24 protein-coding genes are annotated in these 24,377 nt (G+C 66.1%); 14 read left to right on the forward strand and 10 right to left on the reverse strand.

Annotated elements, in window-relative coordinates; genetic code table 11:
- Positions 1 to 28: 28 nt before the first annotated feature.
- Positions 29 to 367 carry a hypothetical protein gene (locus IE116_RS23620; protein ID WP_189616107.1) on the forward strand — a complete coding sequence of 113 codons (339 nt, stop codon included), beginning with the start codon at positions 29 to 31 and terminating at the stop codon, positions 365 to 367.
- Here IE116_RS23620 and IE116_RS23625 read toward each other — a convergent pair.
- The 3 genes from IE116_RS23625 to IE116_RS23635 are packed head-to-tail and all read right to left on the reverse strand — an operon-like array spanning position 336 to position 3,572.
- On the reverse strand, positions 336 to 800 hold the full coding sequence (locus IE116_RS23625; protein WP_189616109.1) for a YbaN family protein: 465 nt from the start codon (positions 798 to 800) through the stop codon (positions 336 to 338). The two genes, IE116_RS23620 and IE116_RS23625, sit on opposite strands and share 32 nt — an antisense overlap.
- Positions 801 to 836: 36 nt before the next feature.
- On the reverse strand, positions 837 to 3,050 hold the full coding sequence (locus IE116_RS23630) for an ATP-dependent helicase (RefSeq protein WP_189616110.1): 2,214 nt from the start codon (positions 3,048 to 3,050) through the stop codon (positions 837 to 839).
- A 51-nt stretch (positions 3,051 to 3,101) separates the two neighbouring features.
- Entirely contained in the window at positions 3,102 to 3,572 is a 471-nt protein-coding gene (locus IE116_RS23635; protein ID WP_189616609.1) for an Lrp/AsnC family transcriptional regulator, read from the reverse strand.
- Between the two features lie 194 nt (positions 3,573 to 3,766).
- On the opposite strand from IE116_RS23635, the gene IE116_RS23640 reads away from it, so the two are divergent.
- The 4 genes from IE116_RS23640 to IE116_RS23655 all read left to right on the forward strand — a co-directional run bounded on the left by IE116_RS23640 (position 3,767) and on the right by IE116_RS23655 (position 8,558).
- Entirely contained in the window at positions 3,767 to 4,750 is a 984-nt protein-coding gene (locus IE116_RS23640; protein WP_189616111.1) for a tripartite tricarboxylate transporter substrate-binding protein, read from the forward strand.
- An 8-nt stretch (positions 4,751 to 4,758) separates the two neighbouring features.
- Positions 4,759 to 5,646 (forward strand): alpha/beta hydrolase, encoded by an 888-nt coding sequence (locus tag IE116_RS23645; protein WP_189616112.1) that lies wholly within the window; start codon positions 4,759 to 4,761, stop codon positions 5,644 to 5,646.
- Positions 5,647 to 5,722: 76 nt separating this feature from the next.
- Positions 5,723 to 7,102 (forward strand): FAD-binding oxidoreductase, encoded by a 1,380-nt coding sequence (locus IE116_RS23650; RefSeq protein WP_189616114.1) that lies wholly within the window; start codon positions 5,723 to 5,725, stop codon positions 7,100 to 7,102.
- A 73-nt stretch (positions 7,103 to 7,175) separates the two neighbouring features.
- On the forward strand, positions 7,176 to 8,558 hold the full coding sequence (locus IE116_RS23655) for a PA0069 family radical SAM protein (RefSeq protein ID WP_189616115.1): 1,383 nt from the start codon (positions 7,176 to 7,178) through the stop codon (positions 8,556 to 8,558).
- A gap of 119 nt (positions 8,559 to 8,677) precedes the next feature.
- Here IE116_RS23655 and IE116_RS23660 read toward each other — a convergent pair whose 3' ends face one another.
- On the reverse strand, positions 8,678 to 9,280 hold the full coding sequence (locus IE116_RS23660; RefSeq protein ID WP_229828857.1) for a TM2 domain-containing protein: 603 nt from the start codon (positions 9,278 to 9,280) through the stop codon (positions 8,678 to 8,680).
- A 116-nt stretch (positions 9,281 to 9,396) separates the two neighbouring features.
- Here IE116_RS23660 and rpsP point away from each other — a divergent pair, with 116 nt between their 5' ends.
- The 7 genes from rpsP (at position 9,397) to IE116_RS23695 (ending at position 15,194) form a co-directional block, all read left to right on the forward strand.
- Entirely contained in the window at positions 9,397 to 9,657 is a 261-nt protein-coding gene (gene rpsP, locus IE116_RS23665) for a 30S ribosomal protein S16 (protein WP_179590513.1), read from the forward strand.
- A gap of 254 nt (positions 9,658 to 9,911) precedes the next feature.
- Positions 9,912 to 10,562 carry a ribosome maturation factor RimM gene (gene rimM / locus IE116_RS23670; RefSeq protein WP_189616117.1) on the forward strand — a complete coding sequence of 217 codons (651 nt, stop codon included), beginning with the start codon at positions 9,912 to 9,914 and terminating at the stop codon, positions 10,560 to 10,562.
- Between the two features lie 85 nt (positions 10,563 to 10,647).
- Positions 10,648 to 11,427 (forward strand): tRNA (guanosine(37)-N1)-methyltransferase TrmD, encoded by a 780-nt coding sequence (gene trmD, locus IE116_RS23675; protein ID WP_189616613.1) that lies wholly within the window; start codon positions 10,648 to 10,650, stop codon positions 11,425 to 11,427.
- Between the two features lie 131 nt (positions 11,428 to 11,558).
- Positions 11,559 to 11,975 carry a 50S ribosomal protein L19 gene (gene rplS, locus IE116_RS23680; RefSeq protein WP_179590509.1) on the forward strand — a complete coding sequence of 139 codons (417 nt, stop codon included), beginning with the start codon at positions 11,559 to 11,561 and terminating at the stop codon, positions 11,973 to 11,975.
- A gap of 266 nt (positions 11,976 to 12,241) precedes the next feature.
- The gene (locus IE116_RS23685) at positions 12,242 to 13,027 is read left to right on the forward strand and encodes a CoA pyrophosphatase (protein ID WP_189616119.1); all 786 of its coding nucleotides are present in this window, start codon (positions 12,242 to 12,244) and stop codon (positions 13,025 to 13,027) included.
- A 79-nt stretch (positions 13,028 to 13,106) separates the two neighbouring features.
- Positions 13,107 to 14,222 carry a CobD/CbiB family protein gene (locus tag IE116_RS23690; protein WP_189616122.1) on the forward strand — a complete coding sequence of 372 codons (1,116 nt, stop codon included), beginning with the start codon at positions 13,107 to 13,109 and terminating at the stop codon, positions 14,220 to 14,222.
- 405 nt (positions 14,223 to 14,627) lie between these two features.
- Positions 14,628 to 15,194 carry a ferritin-like domain-containing protein gene (locus IE116_RS23695; RefSeq protein WP_189616615.1) on the forward strand — a complete coding sequence of 189 codons (567 nt, stop codon included), beginning with the start codon at positions 14,628 to 14,630 and terminating at the stop codon, positions 15,192 to 15,194.
- 92 nt (positions 15,195 to 15,286) lie between these two features.
- On the opposite strand, the gene IE116_RS23700 is transcribed toward IE116_RS23695, so the two are convergent.
- The 3 genes from IE116_RS23700 to IE116_RS23710 all read right to left on the reverse strand — a co-directional run bounded on the left by IE116_RS23700 (position 15,287) and on the right by IE116_RS23710 (position 18,661).
- Entirely contained in the window at positions 15,287 to 16,162 is an 876-nt protein-coding gene (locus tag IE116_RS23700) for an EAL domain-containing protein (protein WP_189616124.1), read from the reverse strand.
- Between the two features lie 203 nt (positions 16,163 to 16,365).
- Positions 16,366 to 17,313 carry a ribosome small subunit-dependent GTPase A gene (gene rsgA / locus IE116_RS23705; protein WP_189616126.1) on the reverse strand — a complete coding sequence of 316 codons (948 nt, stop codon included), beginning with the start codon at positions 17,311 to 17,313 and terminating at the stop codon, positions 16,366 to 16,368.
- Between the two features lie 52 nt (positions 17,314 to 17,365).
- A complete protein-coding gene (locus IE116_RS23710; protein ID WP_189616128.1) occupies positions 17,366 to 18,661 on the reverse strand; it encodes a M48 family metallopeptidase in 1,296 nt (431 codons plus the stop codon).
- Positions 18,662 to 18,944: 283 nt separating this feature from the next.
- On the opposite strand from IE116_RS23710, the gene orn reads away from it, so the two are divergent.
- The gene (orn, locus tag IE116_RS23715; protein WP_179590497.1) at positions 18,945 to 19,490 is read left to right on the forward strand and encodes an oligoribonuclease; all 546 of its coding nucleotides are present in this window, start codon (positions 18,945 to 18,947) and stop codon (positions 19,488 to 19,490) included.
- Between the two features lie 6 nt (positions 19,491 to 19,496).
- Positions 19,497 to 20,384, forward strand: coding sequence for an AEC family transporter (locus tag IE116_RS23720; RefSeq protein WP_229828860.1), 888 nt, complete (start codon positions 19,497 to 19,499; stop codon positions 20,382 to 20,384).
- A gap of 32 nt (positions 20,385 to 20,416) precedes the next feature.
- On the opposite strand, the gene IE116_RS23725 is transcribed toward IE116_RS23720, so the two are convergent.
- The 3 genes from IE116_RS23725 to IE116_RS23735 form a co-directional block, all read right to left on the reverse strand.
- On the reverse strand, positions 20,417 to 21,976 hold the full coding sequence (locus IE116_RS23725; RefSeq protein ID WP_229828863.1) for an MATE family efflux transporter: 1,560 nt from the start codon (positions 21,974 to 21,976) through the stop codon (positions 20,417 to 20,419).
- Complete coding sequence (locus IE116_RS23730) at positions 21,973 to 23,820, reverse strand: ArnT family glycosyltransferase (protein WP_189616130.1); 1,848 nt, start codon at positions 23,818 to 23,820, stop codon at positions 21,973 to 21,975. The genes IE116_RS23725 and IE116_RS23730 overlap by 4 nt, the downstream gene beginning before the upstream one ends.
- A 216-nt stretch (positions 23,821 to 24,036) precedes the next feature.
- Positions 24,037 to 24,330: a type B 50S ribosomal protein L31 gene (locus IE116_RS23735; RefSeq protein WP_189616132.1), complete on the reverse strand. Its 294-nt coding sequence runs from the start codon at positions 24,328 to 24,330 to the stop codon at positions 24,037 to 24,039.
- Positions 24,331 to 24,377: the final 47 nt, after the last annotated feature.

Raw genomic sequence — 24,377 nt, forward strand, 5'->3', positions numbered from 1 at the left:
CCTTGTCTTTTGTGTGGAGCGTTCTATCGTGGCTTTGCCCGTGGGAGAAATCCTGAGTCTTGCCAATGTGCTCGTCGACGTGTCCGGCAAGTTGATGAAGAGCTACAAGAACCGCAAGCGTATCGCGGCGCCCGATCCCAGTGCCGATCCGAAGGACCAGGTGCACAGCCTGGTCGAACAGCTGCATCAGCTGGAAGCCGTGCAGGAAAAGCAGGCCGAACTGATTCTTCAGCTGACTGAACAGATGCAGAGCGTGACCCAGGCCCTGGCGGTGCAGGACCAGCGCACGCGGCGCGCGAACTGGGCGCTGGTGGCCGCCCTTGTGGCGCTGGGAGTCAGCGTGGCGGCGTGGTGGATGACGAGGTAGCGGGCGGGGCGCAAGGCGCCGTCGACGACACTGCAGAAGTCGCCGCCGCGGACGCTGCAGGCGGCTCGGGCCGCAGCCACAACCAGCTGGCCACGATCACCATTACCCCTGTTCCAAGCGCCGCATACCCCCAGTGACTGGCGGTCGCGAACAGCAAGGCCGCACACAGCATCATCATCACGGTGCCGCTCCATTTGGCGCGGCGGCTGACCGAACGGTGCGCGCGCCAGTCGCGGATCATGGGGCCGAACAGGCGATGGCCTTCCAGCCATGCGGCCAGGCGCGGCGACCCGCGTGATGCCAGCGCCGCTGCCATCAGAATGAACACCGTAGTGGGCAGGCCCGGCACGAAGATGCCGATCACCCCCAAGGCCAGGCACAGCAGCGCGCCCACCAGCAACACGAAACGCACCACGGCATTCGGATGCGTCATGCGGGGCGCCGCGCCAGCGCGGAATCAGAGTCAGGATCAGGCATCGCGCCCGGTCTCTGGCCGCAGCCACTTCTGGAACAGCCGCGTCGGCATGGCGGGCGTGATCCACCACTTGCGCTGGATGTTGTCCCACTGCGCGCCGAGCTGCTTGGCGGCGTCTTTCTCATCGTAGGGCACGTCCAGATAGACTCGTGCGGCAAGTTGCGGTGGCACCGCGGGTGCGCGGGGCGTGGCCGCCGCAGCGGGCGGGGGCGGCGCTGCCCGCATCGGCGCGGCATGGGCTGCCGCTGTCCTGGCCGCCCGCACTGCCGACGCCGGCCGAGCTTCCAGCCGCATGGCCTGGACGTACGGATGGGCTTCGCCCGCCGGTGTGAACAGCGTCAAGCTATCACTGGCTCGGGTGATCGCCACATAAAACAGCCGCCGTTCTTCACCCGGCTCGGCGCGGGCATCGGGAAACTCGCCGCGCGCCAGCCAGGGCAGCAGCACATGCTTCCATTCCTTGCCCTTGGCATCGCGCACGGTCGACAGGGTCAGTCGCTGGGCATGTTTCTTCAACGCGCCCGACCGGGCCTGCGCCTTGTCCAGGGACGCCAGGAACTGACCGGCATCCAGCCCCGTGCGCGCCGCGTAGGCAATGAAGCCGGCGATGGACCGGCTGACGGCATCGGCCTGGTGTTGATGCACGAACAGCCGGCGCGTGGTGTCGGCAATGTTCAGGTGCGTCGCGGCGTGTGCCAGCAGGCGCCCCGCGTTCCAGTTGCCGCGCTCGGCAATCAGCGCATCGCACACGGCGGCGAACCGTTCGCGCCAGCGCCGCGTCACGGCATCGGGCGCGTACTCGCCATCGTCACTGCGCGTCAGCTGACCGCGATGAAAGTCGCGCAAGGTATCGGGCTGGCGGGCAATGGTGCGCTCGGCGTCGGTCCACTCGGCTTCCGAATAGCGCAGGCCGGCAAACATGCCCAGCGCCCGCAACACGCCGCGGACCTCGGCTGGCGCTGTCACCGGTGCGATCGTCCCCTGCACGATGTGCAGGATGCCGCGCAGCATCATGACTTCGACGCGGTGAAAGTAGCTGGAAAAACCCTCGGTCTGATACGGCACGCCATGTTCGATCAGCGTGTTTTCCAGTTCGATGCTCTGGTGGTGATCGCGCAGCAGCACCGCGCAATCGTTCCAGCGCGCGTCGGCCGACGCCTGGTTCAACTGCATCAGTGCATCCAGAGCTTTCATTGCGCCGTCGCCGTCGGCCTGCGCGTCATACGTCGTCACCCGCACGTCGGTGTCGGTGGCACGGGACGAGGTGAAAGGCTGGCCGGTCAGCGCGGCCGCGCCCGCGCTCAGCGTGGCGCCGCAGCGGAATGATGCGGTCAATGGCAGCCGCTCGGTGCCGGGGAACCGCGCCAGGAAGCCTTCTCCCATGTAGCGCGGATCGGCGCCATTCCAGGTGTGAATGACCTGCTCGCGGTCGCCCGCCGCAATGATGCGGGTGCCCGGGGTCGTCAGGTGCGCCAGCAGATCGACGTGGCCCGCGTTCGCATCGTGCCACTCGTCGGCCACGATCAGGGCGTGGCGGGGCAGTTCGGGGGATCCTGTCTCCACCGCCAGGATCCCCAGCGCGTCATACACCAGGTCCTGTTCGCTCTGGAATGCAAAGCTGCCGTAGTCCATGCAACGCGTGCGCTCGTAGTGACGGCAGATGGCGACCAGCCCGCGCGGCAGGTCCAGGCTTTCGGCGATCTCATTGTCGGGCTCGTCCTCGAAGCGCCGCATGGCCAGCGTGCCCTTCATGCGCGACATCTGGTTCAGCAGGATTTCGGCGTGCAGATTGCTCAGGTCGTAGCTGTAGTCGGGGTCGGCGTCCGGCGCTTCGGACGCGAGTTCAATCGCTTCGAACAGATAGGGGCGGACGGCTTCGGCCGATTCCAGGTACACCGAGGCCCCGTCGATGGCGCCGGTTTCCTGCCAATGATCCAGCAGGCTCTTTGCGTACGCGGGGTAGGTGGCGACCTGGACCTGCCGCGATGCGCTGGCCTGGGCAAGCCGCTGGCGAAACACCTGCTCGGCAGCGGGCGTGAACACCAGCACCAGAATGTCGCGCGCCGGCATGCCCTGGCGTTCACGATGGGCAACGCAGTGGGCGAGGGTGGTGGTCTTGCCCGAACCCGCCACGGCGCCGATCAGCAGGGCGCGTCCGGGGTGGCCGATGATCTGGCGTTGTTCGGGGGTCAGCAAAAGAGAGGCCATGCGCAGAAGTGTAATTCAGCCCCGGCGCAGGCGGCCCGGCGGTCGAGGCTCTCAGTCGGGCATCGGCAGGTCGTTGAAGTGCTTGAATTCCTGCAGCGAAAACGATGTCTGGACCTGCTTGACGCTGGGCAACCCGTGCAGTTTCTGCTGCAGCAATTCAGAATACGCATCCAGGTCTTTGGCCACGACCATCAGCAGGAAATCGGACGGGCCCGATACCCCATGAAACATCACGACTTCTGGGATCGCCTGGACGGCCTCGACAAATTGTGCCGAACACGCATCGTTCTGGAAGTCGATGCTGATGCTGACGAAGGCCACCACGCCATAGCCCAATGCGCGCCGGTTCAGGCGCGCGTGGTAACCGGCGATCAGGCCTGACGTTTCCATCTGGCGGATCCGTCGCCAGCAGGGCGACTGCGACAAGCCGGTCATTTGCGCCAGTTCCCCTGTGGTCAGCCGGGCATTCTGTTGAAGCGCGACCAGCAATTGCCGGTCGACGTCGTCGGTGGGTACTCGCATAGTCATCTCCGTCTGTCCGCGCCGTTTGAATAACTTATCCAATCAAGTGTAGCTTGCGGGTGCGATTGCGCAAAATAAGCGGATTCGTTGAATAGTGCAGATGGGTCATGCTACGATCCAGCGACGCCCGGCCAGGCCGCTCGCCTGCCGCTTTCTCCTGGCGTCGCCCCTTTTCCAGGAACGACGAGGTCACCATGAAGTTGAAGAATGCTGTCAAGACATTGACCTGTGGCGCCGCGGCGCTGGCGCTGCTGACCGCCGCGTCTGTCACGTTCGCGCAGTCGGCGCCGATCCGTATCCTCGTCGGTTTTCCGCCGGGCGGCAGCACCGACGTGATCGCGCGTCACCTGGCCGTCGGCATGCAGCATGAATTGAATCGCACCGTGGTGGTCGAAAACCGTGCCGGCGCGGGCGGCCAGATCGCCGCGCAGGCGCTCAAAGGTTCGCGTCCCGATGGCCAGACCCTGTTTTTGTCGAACAGCCATACCGTGTCGATGATCCCGCTGACGCTGCTCAATCCAGGCTTCGAAATCAAGGACTTCACACCGGTCGGACTGGTTGCGGTCAATCCCGACGTGTTTGCCATCAACCCCGCCGTGGTGGGCTCGCCGACCGCGGGCCTGCGCGAATTCGCAAGCTGGGCCAAGGCCAATCCGGGCAAGGGCAACGTAGGCGTACCGGCCCCTGCCAGCGCGCCTGACTTTGCCGTGGGTGTCATTGCCAATGCCCTGGGTACTGACCTGAAGTCGGTGCCCTACCGCGGCGACGGCCCCGTCGCCCAGGACCTGGTCGCCGGCCAGATCGCAGCTGGCATCGGTTCGGTCGGCGCCATGCTCCAGTTCGCCAAGGCAGGCAAAGTCCACATTGCGGCTGTCAATGGCACGCAGCGCCTCGCCCTGCTGCCCGACGTCCCGACCTACGCCGAGCAGGGCGTGACGGGCTATGAAGAAGTCATCTTCACAGCCATGTTCGCGCCGGCTGGCACGCCCGCCGAGACCGTGCAGGCCTACAACGCCGCCATCACCAAGATCGTCAAGTCGCCCGACTTCATTGAAAAGCTGAGCGCGCTCGGCATCTCGGCTCAGGCCAGCACGTCGGCCGAGCTGGGTGACCGCGTCGCCCGGACCAATCGCGCGTGGTCCACCATGGTCAAGAACGCCGGCTACAAACCGATGTGATGGGTTGGATGACCGTGCCGCTGAATGACGCCGAGCGCGAAAGCGAGTACTCGCCCAGTTCGTGCATTGGCGGCAACTACGCGCCGTTCCTGCAGGCGTATGCCGACCTGAGCGCCCAGGCGCTCGGCCGGCATGCCGTGCGGCGCGATCTGGCCTACGGCGTCGATGCGGCGCAGCGGCTGGACCTCTTCCTGCCCGCGCACGACGATGGCGCCGTGGCCGCCGCCGCCGCCCGTCCGGCCCTGCTCGTGTTCATCCACGGCGGGTACTGGCAGGAACTGTCCAAGGATCAGTCCTTGTTTGCTGCGCCGGGCGCCCTGGCGGCGGGGGCGGCGTTTGCCGCGCTGGACTACACGCTGGCGCCGCACGCCACCGTGCATGACATGGTCATCGAATGCCGCACGGCGCTGCGCTGGCTGCATGCGCACGCCGACGAATTCGGCTACGACGCGTCGCGTATCGTCGTGGCCGGCAGTTCGGCCGGCGCGCATCTGGCCGCAATGACGGGTCTGCGGTCCTGGGCCGACGACGCCGACTTGCCGGCGGGTGTCCCGTCGGCGGCGCTGCTGGTGTCGGGGGTGTATGACCTGGCGCCGCTGATCGGTACCTCGATCAACGATGCGTTGTCGCTCAGCCCGTCCGATATCCCGGCCATCAGCCCGCTGCACTTGTCTGCGCACGGCGCGCCGCCGGCCGTTGTCTGCTGGGGCGAGGTCGAGACCCGCGAATTCAAGCGTCAAAGCCAGGCGTATGCTGACGTGCTGGCAGCCGCCGGGTCCTTGACGAACCGCTTCGAGATTCCGGACCGCAATCATTTCGATGTCATCATCGACCTGACCACGCCCGGCACCTTGCTGGGGGATGCTTGCCTGTCCTGGTTGCGCGCGCCCCGCTGACGGCATGTGCGCCTACGCGCGCGCGGCCCAGTGCCGTCCCCGGACGGCGCTTTCCTTTGTGTTTGACGGATTTCCCATGAAAGAACAGTTGATCGAAGACCTGCGCGCCCTGTTGGGTGACGAGGCCGTCCTGACCGGAGACGCGGTGACCGGCCGCAGCGCGGGCGCCTTTCGGCCCGACGCGCTGACCGCCTATGCGCTGGTGCGCCCCAAGACCACCGTTGAGGTCGCCGAGGTCATGAAGCGGTGCGCGGCCGTCGGCCAGGCCGTGGTGACCCACGGTGGACTGACGGGACTCGTGCGCGGCGCCGATGCGTCGCCCGATGAATTGATCCTGTCGATGGAACGCATGACCCGCATCGAGGGGATCGACGTGGCCGGCCGCACCATGACGGTCGAAGCCGGGGTGACCCTGCAGCAGATCCAGGAAGCGGCCGCCGCCGTGGACCTGTACTACGGCGTGGACTACGGCGCGCGCGGCACGGCAACCATCGGCGGCGGCATTGCCACCAATGCGGGCGGCAACCGCGTGATCCGCTTCGGCATGACGCGCGCCTCGGTGCTGGGCCTGGAAGCCGTGCTGGCCGATGGCCGCGTGATCTCGTCGATGAACACCATGATGAAGAACAACTCGGGCTACGACCTGAAGCAGTTGTTCATCGGCAGCGAAGGCACCCTGGGCGTCGTGACGCGCGCGGTGATCCGTCTGCATGAAATGCCAGCCAGCCAGTGCACGGCGCTGGTGGCGGCCACCGACTTCGACGCCGTGGTGCGGCTGCTCAAGCACATGGACCGCAAGCTGGGCGGGCAACTGGCCGCCTTCGAACTGATGTGGCAGGCCTACTTCGATCTGGTCTCCACGCCGCCCGCCCAGGGCCGGTCGCCCTTTGCCGAACGCTATCCGTTCTATGTGCTGCTCGAATCGCTGGGCGCCGATCAGGAAGCCGACAGCGTGCGCTTCATGCAGGCGCTGGAAGACGCCATGGCCGACGGACTGATCGTCGACGCCACGGTGGCCCAGTCGCTGGACCAGCGCGACGCGCTCTGGCGCATGCGAGACAGCGTCGAAGAGATGTTCAAGTTCGGCAAGTCCTTCAACTACGACGTGTCCTTGCCCGTGTCCGAAATGCGGGCCTACGCCGACGGCGTGTCGGCCGCCGCCCAGGCCAACTGGCCGCAAGGCCGCTGCTGGATTTTTGGCCACATGGGCGACGGCAATCTGCATGTGTCGTTCTCGGTTGGCGACGGGTCGGACGCCACCAAGCACCGGATCGACGAGATCGTGTACGGCCCGTTGGCCGCCTTCCGTGGCGCCGTGTCGGCTGAACACGGCATCGGCCTCGACAAGCGCGCCTGGCTGGGCGTGTCGCGCACCGACGAAGAACTGGCGCTGATGCGGCAACTGAAGGACTTCCTGGATCCGCAGGGCCTGCTCAATCCTGGCAAGGTGGTCTGAAGGGCATCCGGGGCAGGGCGATTTTGTCCTGCCGGCACTTGCGGTTGGTACTGTATGGATATACAGTTCTTCCATGGACGACGCCCCCTTTTCCCCTGCTGATGCTTTCCCGCCCGATGTGGCCGAAGAACCTGCCTGGCAGCCGCTTCGGCCCCTGCCGTTCAAGGGGCGGGGCGCGGTCAGGAACGTGGAGCATCGTTTTGAAAACGACGCGCGCCAGGCTGCAGACGATGGGTGGGACAGCGGCTGGAACGGCGGTCGCGCCGACAGCGCCTGGGCCGGGCCGGGTGGCGGGAACACCGGTCGTGCCGATGGGGCAGGGCAGGCGCAGGCGGGCCGGCGAGTGGGTCCGGCTGCCGTGGCGGCCCGAGGGCCTGGAGCGCATGAAGTGCCTCAAGTGCCCGAAGCGCCTGAAGTGCAGGCTGCCCAGCCGTTTGACGATGCGCTGCCCCCGCTGCGCACCACCGTTACGGTGGAACGCGCCCGGCAGATCCTTTCGCGCAACGATTCGCCCGACATTCCTTTCGATCGCGCCATCAATCCCTACCGGGGCTGCGAGCACGGCTGCGTCTACTGTTTTGCGCGACCTACCCATGCCTATCTTGGGTGGTCGCCGGGCCTGGACTTCGAGACCCGGCTCATCGCCAAGGAAAACGCGGTGGATGCCCTGCGGCGCGAGTTGTCACGGCCGGGTTATCAGGTCGAGCCCATCAACATTGGCGCGGCCACCGACGCCTACCAGCCCATCGAACGGCAGTGGAAGCTGACCCGGGGGCTGCTCGAACTGCTGCTGGAAACACGGCACCCCGTCACGATCGTGACGAAGGGCGCGCTGCTGACGCGCGACGTCGACCTTCTGGCTGCGCTGGCCGAGCGCAACCTGGTGGCCGTGTACGTGTCGGTGCCCACGCTGGACCCCGATGTGGCGCGCAAGCTGGAACCGCGCGCGGCTGCGCCGCATCGGCGGATCGAGGCCGTGCGGACCCTGAGTTCCGTGGGCGTGCCGGTGGGGGTGTCGCTGGCGCCCGTCATTCCCTTCATTACCGACGACCAGATGGAACATGTGCTGGCCGCCGCCCAGGACGCCGGGGCGCGCACGGCGTTCTACACCATGTTGCGGCTGCCGTGGGAGGTCAAGACGATCTTCAGCGACTGGCTCGAGGCGCACTTTCCCGACCGGGCGGCGCGGGTGCTGCATCGGATCGAAGACCTGCGCGGCGGCAAGCAGAACGATCCGCGCTTTGGCACCCGGATGCGCGGCGAAGGCATCTGGGCGGAACTGTATGCGCAGCGTTTCGCGGCCGGCCTGCGCAAGGCCGGCATGGTGCGGGAACGGGTGGAACTGGATCGGACGGCGTTCGTGGCGCCTGCAAGGGCAGTCAGTGTGCGCGCGACCCGCAAGTCAGGTGTGGTTGGCCCGGCAGGCCCGGCGCCGCAATTGTCCTTGTTCGCATGACAGGCGCGGCTGGCGGCGTTCGCGTCCGCCCGCCGTGCTGCCGACCGGGCAGGCCGAGCCAGCATCGCCTGAAGAGAAGGGCGCCGTGGGTCAACGCATCGCCCTTTCACGCACGGCGCTTAAAAAAAGCGGCCTTCGAACACTGCCTGGAAGAACAGCGCGAGGCCCGTCACCAGAATGCTGCTGCCAACCGCCAGCGTGAAAATGGCCACGAGCACGGGCAGCCAGCCGGTGTGGCTGCGCCGCGTCTGGCCGGCGTTGTAGCGGGCATCGAACTTTTCGTCCGGGGTCAGGCACAGCACCAGCGCGTGGATGAAGCCGCCCACGACCGGGATCAGGAACAGGAAAAAGGCGGGCGAAAAATACCAGAATTCGGCGCGCAAGGCGGTGCCCACGGTCAGCAGCGAAAATGCGAGCACCAGCCAGGCGCGCGGCAGGCCCAGGTACCAGAGCTGGGCGCCGGTGCACCCAAGCACCGCAGCAAGCAGTCCGGCCACCGCCTTGTGCCGGAAGTGGCTGGCGGGACGCACGACAGGCGCGCCGCCCGCAGGCACGGCCGGCGAGGGGCCTGCCGAAGAACCGCTGTCCGCCGCATCGCCTGCCGGGAAACCGGCCGTTGAAGGGCCGGTGTTCTGAACGGTGGCGGCTGCGGCTGCGGAGCCCGCGGTGCCAGGTGGGCGCGACGCAGGGGTGGTGCTGGGCGAAATGTGGTGGGAATCCATCGGTGAACACCTTGATTTACAAGGACTTTACCTGATGCCGGCTTGCAGGTGGGGTCAGAGCACGCTATACTTTTCGGCTGTTTGCAAGTCAACCCTCTTTTTTAGGATTACCTACCATGGTGGTGATTCGTATGTCGCGCGGCGGTTCCAAGAAGCGCCCATTTTACAATCTGGTCGCTACGGATTCGCGCAACCGCCGTGACGGCCGTTTCATCGAACGCGTGGGTTTCTACAACCCGGTCGCTTCGGAAGGCGAAGAAAGCCTGCGTATCGCGCTTGACCGCGTCGAATACTGGAAGCAGAACGGCGCCCAGCTGTCGCCAGTCGTTGCCCGTCTGGTCAAGGGTTACGGCGAGAAGGTTGCTCCGGCAGCCTGAGTTTGAAGGCTTTGGGTCCGAAGGCTTTGGGTTCGAAGGCTTTGGGTTCGAAGGCTCTGGGTTTGAAGACCCCGGGTGTGAAAGCCTCGGGCGTAAAAGCCCTGGGTTGCCAGGTTCAGTGGCCGATGAATTGCGTCGGCCGGTTGATCCCAACGACCGCATGGCCGCTGCCGTCAGCGTGTGTACCCGCTGCGCCGCGGCTCCGGTCCTGGCTCGCGTTCAATCAGTGATCCATTCCCCGCTCAAGGTACGCCATGTCCGATGATCGTGACGCCGGCGCACCGACGCCAGACGCCACCGCACCTGCCGACCTGATCGAGGTCGGCCATATTGTGGAAGCGCTGGGGGTGCGAGGTGGGCTGAAGGTCCAACCGTACTCGTCGCAACCCGACACCCTGCTTGCGGCAAAAGTGTGGTGGCTGCGCAAGACGCCCAAGGGCGCTCAGCCGGTTGCGGGTGCGCAGGTTTTGAAAGTATCGGTACTGAACGCGAAACGGCACGGTGCAACCGTGTCGGCAACGTGGGCAGGTGTGAATGATCGCGATCAGGCGCAAGCCTGGCGCGGCTGGTCGGTCCTGGTGCCGCGCAGCCAGTTTCCGGCGCCTGCCGAGGGCGAGTTCTACTGGGTCGATCTGATTGGCTGCCAGTTGCTCGGCCTGGGTGAAGATGATCCGAAAACCGGCGAAGCGCCCAAGATCGTGTTGGGCAATGTGGTGGATGTGACCGACAACGGTGCGCATTCGATCCTGCGGGTCGAACGTGTGTCGCCCGATGACGCCACCCAGCCGCTGCTCGATGCGAAAGGCAAGGTCCAGGAAATCCTGGTGCCGTTCGTCGATGCGTTCATCCGCAACGTCGATCTGTCCGGCCGCGTGATCGACAGCGATTGGCCCGCGGATTTCTGACGTGAACGGCGGCGAGTCCCGCGACGCAATTCCAGGCGTCGCCGCCGACGTAGCGACGGAATCCCCGCTGTCACCGGCGGCAGGTTTGCGTTTCGATGTCGTCACGTTGTTCGGCCCGATGTTTTCGGCGGTGACCGAGCAGGGCGTGACGGGTCGGGCACATACGCAAAGCCGGTGGCGCCTGAATACGTGGAATCCTCGGGATTTCACGACCGATGTGCATCGCACGGTCGATGATCGCCCCTACGGTGGCGGTCCTGGCATGGTGATGCGGGTCGACCCGCTCGAAAAGGCGGTGGCGGCGATCCAGGCGGATCGGGCCTCCGCAGCAGTACCCGTGATCCTGATGTCGCCGCAAGGCCGACGTTTCGATCAGGCCCGCGCCCAGGCGCTGGCCGACAGTCCAGGCGCGATCCTGGTGTGCGGGCGGTATGAAGGCATCGACCAGCGATTCATCGACCGGTGGGTGACCGAAGAAATCTCGCTGGGCGACTTCGTGTTGTCAGGCGGGGAAATCGCCGCATTGGCGGTCGTGGATGCCACCGTGCGCTTGTTGCCGGGTGTGCTGAACGACGGCGAATCGGCAGTACAGGATTCGTTCAACGAACACCTGTCCGGCCTGCTGGATTGTCCGCATTACACCCGGCCGGAAGTGTTCGACGGCGTGCCAGTACCCGACGTGCTGATGTCGGGCCACCACGCCAACATCGTCGTATGGCGCCGGCGCCAGTCGCTGGAAGCCACGGCGCGCAAGCGGCCCGATCTGATCGTGGCGGCGCGCGAGCGGGGCTGGCTCAGCCGCGACGACGAAAAATTTCTGTCGAGCCTCACACGGCGCGACGGGAAACAAGATGGCAGGCGTTGACTTCGGTAAACGCCTGCCGGACGCAGATCTGCCGGGCATTGGCCCGGCGGGGTTTAACCCCATCCTCTGGAAGCGGTGGCACACGCCATAACACTTGGCCGCTTTGAATGATGGTTGACGGAGTAGTAAAGATGAATCTGATCCAGATCCTGGAACAAGAAGAAGTCGCCCGCTTGATGGAAAACAAGACCATCCCCGCATTCGCTCCTGGCGATACGGTTGTGGTCAACGTCAATGTGGTTGAAGGTACGCGCAAGCGCGTTCAGGCATACGAAGGCGTGGTCATCGCCCGTCGTAACCGTGGCCTGAATTCGTCGTTCATCGTTCGCAAGATTTCGTCTGGCGAAGGTGTCGAGCGTACGTTCCAGTTGTATGCACCTACCATTGCCTCGATCGAAGTCAAGCGTCGTGGCGATGTGCGTCGTGCCAAGCTGTACTACCTGCGCTTCCGCTCGGGCAAGTCGGCACGGATCAAGGAAAAGCTGGTTCGCAACAGCTCGGCGGCACAAGCCGCGGCAGCTGCAGCAGCCAAGGCGTCGGCGCAGTAATTCCGACGTCCGTCCTTGGACGCAGTGGTAAAAATGGCCTCCGGTTTCGGAGGCCATTTTTGTATCTGGCCCCCCCTTGGCGCTATGCGCCTCCCCCAGGGGCGACACCAGCGGACTGGCGGAGCCAGATCCGCGGTGTCCTGGTGGGGGTGCGCTAGTGCCCCAAGGTGTTCTGGGCTGTGCTGTGGCGCCGTTGTTGTCATATCTGCTTACGCGCTTTGGCGCGTTGCAGTCGTTTTGCGATAAGACTGCCGTATCCTTCTGCCATGTCCCGTTCCGACGCTTCCGACTCCTCCCTGTTCCCGCCGCCAGGCGGTGATGCCGGCACGGCGCCGGCGGCCGATCGCACGGTGACCTTGCCGGCGCGTCGCAAGCCACTTGGCCCCGGCTTTGATCCCGCTTCGCAGCCCTGGGAAATCAATCCCACCGGCCTGCAAGCCGTTCCACCCGACCGCCTGACGGCCATGGCCTTGCGAGCGCGGTTTGCCCGGCCGCCTGCCTGGACGCCCGAGTCCGCCGAGACCTGGTCCACCCGGTTTCCGGGGCCCGAGACCGGGCTGCGGCTGGCGTCGGTGCTGGTGCCGTTGGTGATGCGGCCAGCGGGCCTGCAGGTGATGCTGACCCAGCGCACCGCGCACCTGCACGATCACGCAGGGCAGGTGAGCTTTCCCGGCGGGCGCGTTGAAAAGACGGACGCGTCGGTCATTGCCGCCGCGCTGCGCGAGGCGCAAGAGGAAACCGGCCTGCCGCCCGGGAAGGTCGAGGTGATCGGGCAGTTGCCGGACTACGTGACCAGCACCGGCTACAACATCGTTCCGCTGGTGGGGCTGGTGCAGCCGGACTTCGATCCGGTTCCCAATCCCTTCGAGGTGGCCGAGGTCTTTGAGGTGCCGCTGGCTTTCCTGATGGATCCCGCCAATCACCGTGTGCACCGGGTGGCGTTGCCCCACAACGGCAGCCATACGTATTTTTCCATGCCCTATGGAAAGTATTTTGTGTGGGGCGCGACGGCGGGCATGCTGCACAATCTCTATCGTTTCCTCGACGCCTGACACCCGGTGCGCGGTCGGCCACCGCGTGGGGTGCGCAGGCCATCTCCCCGATCGACCCGATGCCCGCTAGAATCCGCCTATGAGCTTCTTTGCCCTTTTACTCGCCTTCCTCGCCGAACAGATCCGCCCCTTGCCACGCAACAATGCGGTGCACGAGGCTGCTCGAAGTCTGATCCGCTGGGCCGGTCATGCCCTGGACGCCGGGAACGCCAGTTACGCCGCGTTTGCCTGGGCGCTGGCTGTGGTGGTGCCCACATTGTTCGTGTGGGCGCTGGGCTCGCTGATGTGGGCCATTCATCCGATCTTTTCCTTGCTGTTCCACGTGCTGGTGCTGTGGTTCACGCTGGGCTTTCGTCAGTTCAGCCATTACTTCACCGAATTGCAGCTGGCGCTGGCGCGCGGCGATCTGCCGCTGGCCCGGCGGCATCTGCATGACTGGATGCGCAGCACCGACGAGACCTGGACCCGAGATACGCTGACCCTGCCGGAGATCTGCCGCACGGCGATCGAAGAGGGCGTGGTGGCATCGCACCGTAACGTGTATGGGGTGCTGTTCTGGTATGCCGTCCTGCCGGGTCCGGCGGGTGCGGCCTTGTACCGGCTGGCCGGCATGGCCCGTCACGAATGGGCAGCCCGGCCCGACGCCTTCGGCAACGCGGCGCGCCGTGCCTTTGCGGTACTGGACTGGATTCCTGCCCGCATGACGGCGATCGGGTTTGCGATTGTCGGCAACTTTGAAGAAGCCTTGTACGGCTGGCGCCAGCGCGCGGCCTTGTGGCCCGATCCGCAGCGGGGCATTGTCGTGGAAAGCGCGGCGGGCGCACTCGGCGTGCGGCTCACGCCGCTGCCGGCCAAACCGCTACTGCTGACCGCCACGGCGGTCTCGGCCACGGCGGTCCCGACCGCACCCTGGGGCACTTCTCCCGCCAGCACGCCTCCCGCCAGCACGCCCCCGGCCAGCACGCTCCCGCCTGACGCTGTGCCCCCGGTCGGCGGCGTGCCTCCCGACATGGCGTCGGCAGCGGCAGCGGCCACCGCAAGCGATGCAGGCGCAGCAAGTGACCTGCCGGATGACGCCGAGCGGCGCCTGCCGGATCCCCCGGCGCTCCATGCCGCGGTCGGTTTGCTCTGGCGGTCGGTCGTTCTGTGGATGTTCCTGCTATTACTGCTGTCGCTGGCGGGCTGGGCCACCTGACACCGTCGCCGGAACATGGCCATCTACGTTCCACTTGTCGGAAGGTAAATGAGAGTCAGCCCTGATCGTTTCGGCCCGTTACGCAACCGTGTGCGGAGCACGTCTCCAGATGTAATCGAAGGCGGCCGCGTGCCGCCTTCGTAATTCCTACCGAACCACACAGTGTGCCCGGTAAAGCCAGGTATCTGCATGCAACCCCCCGGCGCTGTCCGCCAGCGCCACACGGCAAGGGTCAGGACCTGTCTGAGATCCACCCCGTGTAAGGCTTTGCCCTGCTGGACAATTGAATGCGTGTGATTTGCATGCCGGGTGCAGGGAGGCGGAAGAGTTCGTTACAGCGCTCCAAGAGACGCAGGTATATCGTTGATCGGGTCAACACCTCATCTCTTGGAGCACAACATGGATATGCCAGTCAAGAACGACGCGACCCAACAGAACGGCTCGCAAGAAAAATTCCAGTTCGACCTTGAAGCCGTGCGCGCCAAGGCACGCCAGAACCTGGAATCCGGCGCGATCACGCAGGCGTACGCCGGCAACCGCGAAGAGATCATCAAGATCTTGAACGAAGCGCTCGCGACCGAGCTGGTCTGTGTGCTGCGCTACAAGCGCCACTATTTCATGGCCAAGGGCATCCATTCGGAAGCCGTGGCCGCCGAGTTTGCCGAGCATGCCTCGCAGGAACAGGAACACGCCGATTCGATCGCCGAGCGTATCGTTCAGCTGGGCGGCGAGCCCGACTTCAACCCGTCGACCCTGCTCGAGCGCAGCCATGCCCAGTACGTGCCGGGCAATTCGCTGCAGGACATGATTCGCGAAGACCTGGTGGCCGAGCGTATCGCCATCGACAGCTACAAGGCCATGGTCGACTACATCGGCGCCGATGATCCGACCACCCGCCGCATGCTGGAGCAGATCCTGGCCGTGGAAGAAGAGCACGCCGACGACATGTCGGACCTGCTGGAACTGAACTGAGCAGGCGCCGTACGGACCGCCGCCGGGCGGAATGCCATCGACCCTGGTCGATCGTGCATTGCGCCGGGTCGCCGGCGGTTCGGCCGAGAGGGTCAGGCGCTGACAGCAACGGCCGCCAGGGTGGCGGCCGGCAGATCGAAGGTGTAGCCCTGGCCAAAGTGCGCGCCAAGCGCCGCCAGGGTCTGTGCGGTTACAGGATTGTCGATTCGGGTGAATACGATCTGGGTCGCGACATGTTCAGCCGCCCGCAGTAATGGGGGTACCTGCTGCTCGAGCGGGCCCAGGGTGCGCACATCCACCTTCATTACGTCAGGCGCATACGCCTTGATCCGCGCCACGGCCAGGGCAGCGCCCGATGCCTGCAGCGCGATACCGAATCCATGATGGCGGTAATTACGGATCAGCTGACCTGCCAGGTCCGCGTCGTACGTTGCCGTGTCGGGCAGCTGCAGCACGATGGCATGGCCACCCCCTGAAAGCGCTTCCGGCTGGCCGGCAAGCCGCGGGATGGCGGTCGCTACCCCCATGGCGTCCAGCATGTCGCGGAAGGCATGGCCATGGTCTTGCACAATGGCGGCCAACAGGCGGCCATGCACGCGCAGGTGCAGCGGAACCCCGCTGCCTTCCTGGGACACATAATTGACGGTATGCACGACACGGCACAGGCGGTCCAGCCAGACCACCGTGGCGTCTTCGGCTGCGCGCGAAAACAGACCCCAGGGGCTGATCGTATCGCCCGACTGTCCGCGGGAGCGGGCATAGGCATCGTAGGCCACCACGGGCTGGGGCGCAGAAAAATCGGGGGCGACTGCGGCGCCCAGGCGCACGATGCGCTGGAAGCCGCTGGCCAGATCGAATTCGTAGAAGCGGCCCACGACCGTGCCGTCAGCTGTCATCCGCAGCGCCTTGCGCAGATCCGGGTAGTCGCGCAGGGCGTCAATCAGGGCTTGGGGAGAAGGTTGGGTCATCAATCGGTTCCGCGCGCGATGGCACAGTGCAACGCGCGCAGTGCAAGGCGCAAAGGTCGACAGGCTACGCGAGCCGGCTCGCCTGGCGAACGATCGATTTGGTTGAAGGATATAACTAGCGCGCAGGACCCGAAGCCCTGCGCGAGCCGGTCTGCGCACCCGCCTGGCGGCATGCCGGGCCGGTGCCCCGTGCCCCGGCCCCATTAATACCGCACGGCGCTCTCGTTTTCGGCCAGCACCCGCATGTACAGCGCATGGCGATATTCACTGATTTCGCCGTGCTTGAGCGCTTCCAGCACGCCACAACCCGGCTCATGCCGATGCGTGCAGTTGTAGAAGCGGCATTGCTCGGTAAACGGCTTGAATTCCGGAAAACCGTTGATGATGTCTTCGGGCGTCAGGTGCTGCAGGCCGAAGGCCTGGAAGCCGGGCGAGTCGATCAGGTCGCCGCCCGGAGCGAGGGCGTCGGGCAGGTGGTAGAGCCGGGTGCTGGTCGTGGTGTGGCGGCCGGCGCCCAGGGCGATCGAATGTTCCTGCGTCGGCGCCAGGGCTTCGGGAATCAATGCGTTCAGCAGGGTCGATTTGCCCATGCCGCTTTGCCCCAGCAGCAGGGTGGTGACACCTGCCAGGCGCGGCGCCAGCGTGGCGCGGGTGGCGTCGATATCGTGCGCGCTCAACTCGATCACCGGCACACCCAGCGCGGCGATGCGCGCCAGACGCTGGCGGGCGACCGGCAGCCGCGTCACCTTGTCCACCTTGTTCAGGATCACGCAGGGCGTGATGTTGGCGCTCCACGCGCCGACCAGGGCACGTCCGACCAGGTCGTCCGCAAAGTCGGGTTCGGTTGCCACGACGATCAGCAACTGATCGACGTTGGCGGCAAACTGCTTGGTGCGGAAATCGTCGGACCGGTACAGCAGGTTGCGGCGGGGCACGATGGTGTTGATCGCGCCTTCGGCCTTGCCCTCGATCGCGATGTCCACCACGTCACCCACGGCAGCGGCGCCGCGTTTGCCGCGCGGGTAGCACTGGCGGCGCGATCCATCGGGAAATTCCACCGTGTAATGGCGGCCGAAGGCTTCGACCACGCGTCCGCGAACGATGGTGGCGTCGGTGGGCCGGGCGGGCGCGGCAGCCTTGGGTCGGCTCACCGGGTGGCGCTCGCGACGCGGCAGGCGCGGGATGTCGAAAAGGGCAGACCTGTCATGCGGACTCCGGAGTGGGGATGGCGCCGTGCGCCAGGGGCGATGCCGCCCCGTGATCGATCAGCCGCCGGATCCGCACGCTGGCGGGCGGGTGGCTGTCGTAGAACGCCGAATGCACCGGATCGGGGGTCAGGGTCGCGGCGTTGTCGTCATAAAGTTTGACCAGCGCCGATACCAGGTCGTTGGCGTTGGCGTGTTCGGTCGCGTATCGGTCGGCTTCGAATTCATGCTTGCGCGAATACCAGCTGCCCAACGGCGTGAACGGGAAGCTGAACACCGGCGCCACCAGAAAGAACAGGATCAGGGCCAGAGCGCTGTTGCTGCCGGTCAAGGACGGCTCGACACCCAGGCCGGTGTAGAACCACACCTTGCTCGACAACCAGCCCAGCAGCGCAAAACCGGCCAGGGTCAGCGCAAAGCTGAAGACCAGGCGTTTGAGGATATGCCGGTGCGTGAAGTGGCCCAGTTCGTGGGCAAGCACGGCTTCGATTTCTTCGGGCAGCAGGCGGGCAAGCAGCGTGTCGAAGAACACGATGCGTTTGCCTTTGCCAAAGCCTGTGAAGTAGGCGTTGCCGTGCGCCGACCGCTTCGAGCCGTCCATGACGAACAGGCCGTTGAGCGAAAAGCCGCAACGTGTCGCGAGCCGGTCGATCCGGTCCACCAGCGTGTCGTCGGCCAGTGGCGTGAACGAGTTGAACATGGGCGCGATCACGGTCGGAAACAGCAGCAGCAGGGTGACGTTGAACACCATCCACACGCCCCAGGCCCACAGCCACCAGAGCGGCCCGGCGGTGCCCATCAACCAAAGGATCGCAGCGACCAGCGGCAGGCCCAGCGCCACCGACAGCACCAGCCCCTTGATGGCGTCGGCCACGAAGAGCCGCCAGGTCATGCGGTTGAAGCCGAAGCGGGCTTCGAGCCGGAACTGCCGCCACAGAGTGAAGGGCAGGCCAAGCAGGCCCAGCACGCCCGACACCAGCGCGATCAGCACCAGTTGCCGCGCGAAGTCGCCGTCCACCAGACGCGAGGCCAGCACGTCGAGCGCCTGCAGCCCGCCCAGCAAGGTGAGTGCGAGCAGCACCACGGCATCGAACACCACCGCGAACATGTCGAAACGGACGCGCGCGACCGTGTAATCGGCAGCGCGGGCATGGCTGTGAAGGCCGATGCGGCCGGCGAATTCGGCGGGGACGTCGCCGCGATGACGCACCACGTGGCGGGTCTGCCGGGTAGACAGCCAGAGCCTCAACGCAACGCCCAGCAGGAGCAGGAAGACGAACAGCAGGGTGAACACAGGCTTCGCTCAATCGAAAGTGGGGCACGCACGGGCATGCAGGGACAGGCACGTGGGCGCGGACAAACTGTATGTCGGGGCACAGGGCGCGAAAAGCCAGGGGCATCGCGCAATTGCTGCAGGCGTTCGCGGCGGCGTGTGAGAAAATCGCGGATTGCGTGGCGCACTGCGCCGCCGGCGACCGTCCGGCCGTGGTGCCTGTGACCTCAGGCCTCAGCCCCATGGCTTGGGCATCATGCCTTTGACGCCGCGCCGTCAACCTTTCGCCCGGAGTACCGATTATATGGCCTTGAACGAAAACCACCTGGTCTGGCTGGACATGGAAATGACCGGCCTGGATCCGGCAAAAGAACGCATCATCGAGGTGGCCGTGGTCGTGACCGACGCGCAGCTCGAGGTCGTGGCCGAAGGTCCGGTGCTGGCCATCCATCAATCCGACGAACTGCTCGACGCGATGGACGCCTGGAACAAGGGCACGCATGGCCGCAGCGGCCTGATCGAACGCGTCAAGGCGTCGACCGTGACCGAAGCCGATGCCGAAACGCAGTTGCTGGACTTCCTGTCGCAGTACGTGCCGCCGGGCAAGTCGCCCCTGTGCGGCAATACGATCAGCCAGGACCGCCGCTTCATGTTCAGCTACATGCCGCGTTTCGAGGCCTTCTTCCACTATCGCAACCTGGACGTCAGCACGCTCAAGGAACTGTGCCGCCGCTGGAAGCCCGAGATCTACAAGGGCTTTCAGAAAAAGAGTAAGCACGAAGCGCTGGCCGATATCTACGAGTCGATCGACGAGCTGAAGTACTACCGCGAGCACTTCCTGAAGGCCTGACGCCGGGTGGATCTTTTCCTGCGGATTGCCGGCATCATCACGCCGGTTTTCCTGATCGTGCTCGCGGGATGGTGGTACGGACGAACGCGCCATCCGGACATGGCGACCTTCAACCGGATCTGCCTGGAAGTGCTGACGCCGGCGCTGGTGTTTTCGGCGCTGGCCGCCAAGGACTTCGATATTCGCGGCCAGTGGCCGCTGATGCTGGCCGCGGTGGGCATGGTGGCGGGGTCGGGGCTGCTGTCGTGGCCGTTTGCCCGGCTGCTGGGGGTGCGGCCACGCGCCTTGCTGCCGCCCATGATGTTCATCAATTCCGGGAACATGGGCCTGCCGCTGGCCTTGCTGGCGCTGGGCCCGACCGGCATGGCGCCCGCTGTCGCCTTTTTCATCGTGACCAATACGCTGCACTTCTCGCTGGGGGTCAAGATCCTGAGCCGGGAAGCGTCGGTGCGGGTGCTGTTGCTGTCGCCCCTGATGATCGCGACGGCGCTGGGACTGGTGTTCGCATTCACCCGGATCCCGGTGTCGCCCTGGATCATGACCGGCCTGAAGATGCTGGGCGACGCGGCGATTCCGATGCTGCTGTTTTCGCTGGGCGTGCGCCTGACGCATATGTCGATGCGCGGCTGGCGGATCGGCATGGCCAGCGCGGTGCTGCGGCCGGCGATCGGCATTGCGCTGGCGTTCCCGCTGATGTGGCTGCTGCCGCTGGACAGCGTGCAGCGCACTCTGCTGTTCCTGTACGCGGCCCTGCCGCCCGCGGTGATCAACTATCTCTTTGCGGAGCAGTACAACGCCGAGCCCGACAAGGTCGCATCCATGGTCATGATCGGCAATGCGATGGCGGTGGTGTTCGTGCCGGTCGGGCTGTGGCTGGGGTTGCGGGCGGGGTGACGGTATAGCGGGTGAAGCGACGCGCAGCGGACTTACGCCGCCCCCCGCACCGCCAGCTTGCGCACGATGCGTTGATACCAGACCTGCAGCAGCGACCCCGAGATCAGCATGCTGAACGCCGCCATCAGCCACATGCTGCCTGCACCGGGGGGCGCGCCGGGCATGAAGCGGTCGACCACGCCGGCCAGCGATCCGGCGCCCGGCCCGAACGCCAGGTACCAGCCGCCGGTCAGGCCAATGCCCCACAGCGCGCCGGCCTGGATGCACATTGGAATCACGGCCACCTTGTAGGCGCGCAGCAGGTAGGCAGTCATGCATTGCAGGGCGTCGGCCAGGTGGAACAGCGTCAGCAGGTTCAGCAAGCCCAGCGCCACCAGGGCCACCTTCGGGTCGTTGGTGTAGGCCCCCACGATTGCCTGGCGCCCGACCAGCATCACCAATACGGTCAGCACCGCGCCCGTCATGGCCAGCCGCAGGCCGGTCGCGCCGATGCGCCGGGCGCGCGGGTAGTCACCGGCGCCAATCGCCTGCGCCGTCAATGCGCCCGTGGCCACGCCCAGCGCCATTGGCATCATGAAACAGACCGCCGCCAGGTTGGACATGATCTGGTGCCCGCCGGTTGCGAACACGCCTTCGCGCGCCACCAGCAAGGCCATGAACGTGAACGATGTGACTTCGATCAGGTAGGACGCGCCCATCGGCACGCCCAGGTGCAGCAGTTCGCCCAAGGCCTTCCAGTCGGGCCGGCCGATGCGCATTGAAAAGCGGCGGTAGAACGGGTCGCGCAGCAGGATCGCAGCGCTGATGCCGAGGCTGATCCAGTAGACCAGCGCGGTCGACAAACCCGCGCCGACGGCGCCCATGTCCGGCGCACCCAGGTTGCCGTAGATGAAGATCCAGTTGAAGATGAACTTGAGTCCGACCCCCAGCAGGTTGATCATCATCACGACCTTGGGGCGTGAGACGGCCGTGTTCAGGGCGTACACCGTCCGGAACACCAGGCCTGCCGGCAGCGCAATGGCCAGCATCATCAGGTAGCCGCTGACCTGGTCGCGCACCTCGGGCGACACGTCGCCCGACATCGACAGCCACACGTCCGGGAACATCATGGCCGTGGCGCCCAGGGCCGACAGTCCCAGTGCGAGCCACACGCCCTGGCCCCAGGTGTGCCCGATGCGGTCGAGCCGCCCGGCGCCAAAATGCTGCGCAATGATAGGGATGAGTGCGTGCAGCACGCCCATCAGTCCGACAAATACGGTGATGTAGATGGAGACCGCCAGGGCCATGGCGGCCAATGCCGTGGGCGATGCGTGCCCCGTCATGGCCGTGTCCAGCACGCCGAAGGCCATGCCGGCCCATTGGCCGACGAGCACCGGCCAGCCTTGCTGCAGGATCAGGCGGGCCGTGCGGCGGAAGGTGGCCGGGCCCGTCACGCCGGGGGCGGCAAGGCGGCCGGGCGAGGCGGGCGAGGCAGGTGAGGCAGGTGAGGCGGGCGACGCGGCTGCCGGGGCAGCCACCGCTTCCGCGGGTGCGGCGGCAGACGGTTCGACGATCGGGTCCGTACCCGACGGCGGCGTGGTCGAGGCGTTCATTTGCGTCCGCCGTTACCCGGCGCCGTTCTCAGGAGCATGAAGTACTCGCGTTCGTTGGCATTGCGGCGCGAGTCGGACGCACGACCGCCTTCCCACAGCACCGTGGCGCCCGCGTAATCGCCCTGACCGACGGCGTGCCACAGCGTGCTCGCATTGCCTTGCAACAGCAGCAGCGGGCAGTCCGCCGATCGTTCGAACAGCAGGCCGTCGAACACCGCAAACGACGCCCGCTGCGGCAGGCCCAGGCCCGCGCTGCGCACGCATTCGCCGCCGCGCGTGGCGCCGCCGCCCGTGCCGGTCGCGCGGCCGGTGCGGCCCGCGCCTGCCTTCCCGGCCGGTATTTCGGCCAGGGCGGCGGCCAGGCTGCCGGACACCTCGCGGTAGCTCTTGCTGTAATTGATCGACGGCAGCCACAGCGTCATCAGCAGCAGCCAGCTGACCACCACGCCGCCCGCCGACAGCACCGTGCCGCGCCACAGGCCGGTGGGCCGCTCGCGCAGGCGCCAGACGACCAGGGCGATCCACGCCAGGGTGCTGACGACGGCGATCGCCAAGGCGAGCAGGGACAATTCGGCTTCGTACCCGGGCGTCTGGCGCGCGATGTTGCGGGCAATCTTGGGCGGCACGCCGGTCATGATGGCGATCCAGCCCAGCCAGATCACGGCCAACGCAAACGAAAACACCATCACCGCAAACCAGTCCAGGGCGTTGATCAGCCCGCGCCGCAGCGTTGGCAGGGCCAGGGCGGCCAGCATGGCGCTGGGAATCACGAAGGCCAGGAACTCGGCGTCGAGCGGCGTGCGGGTGACCAGCAGCATCAGTGCCGCGCCGATCAGCATGGCCAGGGGAATCTGGATGTGCGGCGCGCCGACAAAGCCGCGCCAGCGCCAGATGGTCAGCAGCACCAGTGGCCAGGTCGGCCACAGGAACCACAGCAGATTGCGGAAGGCGGCGCTGGCGCCCGGCCCGGTCAGGATGCCAAGCACGCTGGCGTTCCAGCTCCACCAGCCGCGCATCCAGTAGGGATTGAGTTCCGACGCCGGGATCCACCACGCCAGCGAAATGGCCAGGGCGATCGGCAGGCTGAGCAGCGCCATCCACTTGACTGACGGCCGCAGCACGGCGCAGCGCCAGCCGGCCAGCATCACGCCGATCAGCAGCGGCGCCAGCGCCGGAAAGCCGCGCGACAGGAACGCGCCGCCCAGCGCGATGCCCAGCGTCACGGCGCCCCAGCGGGGGTGGTCCAGCATGCGGGTCAGCGAATAGAACGCAAAGGCCCCGAACGCCAGCGCGGCGGGTTCGGCCGATGTTTCATGGCTGCGCCACAGCACGCCCAGGGTGCCCACCAGCAGCAGCAAGGAGGCGTCGGCCAGCATGCGGCCATAGTCGCGCGCGCCGGGCTGGCCGCCAAAGGGCAGGGCCAGCGGCTGCGCTTCGGCGCGGCGGCCAAGCAGGTAAGCCCCGTACCAGAGGCTGGACGAGGTGATGCCGAACCAGATCAGATTGGGAATGCGGCTGGCGACGATGCCGCCGACCAGCGGCTGCAGCAGCATCATGGACAGCGCGCCCAGCCAGGTAGGCAGGGGACCTTCCTGGGTGACGGCGATGCCGGCCACTTCGGGCGTGAGCCACTGGCGCCAGTTGCCGTTCACGGCGGACCACATCTGCGCGTAGCCGATGACGTCTTCGGACTTCCACGGCTCGCGGGTGATCAGGCCCGCCAGGATGTAGATCAGGCACAGACCCAGCAAGCCCCAACGCGGCAGCTTGGTCGTCGCCGTGGCGGTGAGCCGGGCGGGATTGGGCTGATGAGAATCGGCGTAGCGCGCTGGGGAAGTGGACATAAAACCTGACCGATAAAGCATGTCGACGTGCGACGCACGCCGATGGTCCGGCCAGCGCGCGCGGTCTTGCTCAGGTGCGCGCTGCCGGGTGGCGGAGAAACGCCGCCCGCAAGTGGAAGGATCCACCGGTCGGGCGGAGCAAAAAAGGCAGCCGCGAGGCTGCCTTTTTCATTGAAACGCAGCGCAGGGCCGCGGTTTCATCGCCGTCCCGCAGACTTATTCGGCGGCGGGCTTGGTCTCGGCCACGACTGCAGCCGGCTTGACGGCCGACGTGTTCGCAAAACGTGCGCGGAACTTTTCAACGCGGCCCGTTTCAACGATACGCGTTTGCGCGCCGGTGTAGAACGGGTGCGATTCGGAAGTCACGTCGCACTTGAAGAGCGGGTAGGTCTTGCCTTCGAATTCGATCGACTCACGCGAGTTCAGGGTCGAACGGGTAATGAACTTGGCACCGGTTTGCAGGTCCTGGAACAGGACTTCGCGGTATTCGGGGTGAACGCCTGCTTTCATGGCATTTTCCTTGGGTTGTGCGGGTCGCCAGCCGGAAGAATGTTGCC

It is taken from the genome of Pigmentiphaga litoralis (assembly GCF_014651835.1).
Lineage (GTDB): Bacteria > Pseudomonadota > Gammaproteobacteria > Burkholderiales > Burkholderiaceae_B > Pigmentiphaga > Pigmentiphaga litoralis.